The organism is Alcanivorax sp. HI0083, from assembly GCF_001635175.1.
This window is the reverse complement of record NZ_LWFX01000070.1, coordinates 1-1,110: the sequence shown is the minus strand read 5'-3', so window position 1 is coordinate 1,110 and position 1,110 is coordinate 1. Positions and strand designations below refer to the sequence as shown.

Annotated in this window: 1 protein-coding gene; it reads left to right on the top strand. The window is 57.8% G+C overall.

The features are described 5' to 3' along the window. Nucleotides 1-112: 112 nt before the first annotated feature. Nucleotides 113-1,110, top strand: a 998-nt coding sequence (gene thrC, locus A3754_RS00745; protein ID WP_063518582.1) for a threonine synthase, incomplete at its 3' end; no start/stop codon positions are given.

Genomic DNA, 1,110 nt, shown 5'->3' with positions numbered 1-1,110 from the left:
TTGAGCGTCCGGCTTCATGCATCTGGCTTCTGGCGCGCCGTTTAAAGTGACCACATTCAAGAACCGCAGAGCCTGGCTTAGAGGCTTTACACTAGCAGCAGAGACCAAAACCATGCCTTTTCGTGACCGTTACACCGGCCTGATCAACCGTTACCGTGACCACCTGCCGGTGAATGATGACACGCCGATCATCAGCCTGGGCGAGGGGAATACCCCGCTGATTCGCTTGAAGAATATCCCCAAGCTGTTGGGCAAGGACGTGGATATCTACGTCAAATACGAAGGCCTGAATCCCACCGGCTCGTTCAAGGACCGGGGCATGACCATGGCGGTGACCAAGGCCGTAGAAGAGGGCAGCAATGCCATCATCTGTGCCTCCACCGGTAACACGTCTGCGGCCGCTGCTGCCTATGCCGCTCGTGCGGGCATCACCGCGTTTGTACTGATTCCGGAAGGCAAAATTGCCATGGGTAAACTGGCCCAGGCAATGATGTACGGTGCGGTGATCATGCAGATCCGTGGCAACTTCGACCAGGGCATGGAACTGGTGAAACAGGTGGCCGAGAAGGCGCCAGTGACCATCGTGAACTCGGTTAACCCGTACCGTTTGCAGGGGCAGAAGTCTGCTGCCTTCGAAATCGTTGAAGAGCTGGGCCGCGCCCCGGATTATCACTGCCTGCCCGTGGGCAATGCCGGTAATATCACCGCGCACTGGATGGGTTACAGCGAATACCACAAGTCTGGCATCGTCAACGCGGCCCCGAAAATGGTGGGCTACCAGGCTGAAGGCGCGGCGCCGTTCATGCGTGGCGAGCGAGTGAGCGATCCGGAAACCGTGGCAACGGCTATTCGTATCGGTAACCCGCAGTCCTGGGACAAGGCGTGGCAACTGCAGGAAGAATCCAAAGGCTGGTTCGACCAGCTTAGCGATCATGAAATCCTGACGGCGCAGAAATTGTTGGCTGAGAAAGAAGGGATTTTCTGTGAGCCCGCCTCTGCGGCCTCCATCGGTGGCGCCATGCGTGACATCAAGGCCGGCAAGATTCCGGAAGGCTCTACCATTGTCTGCACCCTGACCGGTAACGGCCTGAAAGACCCGGATACCGCCAT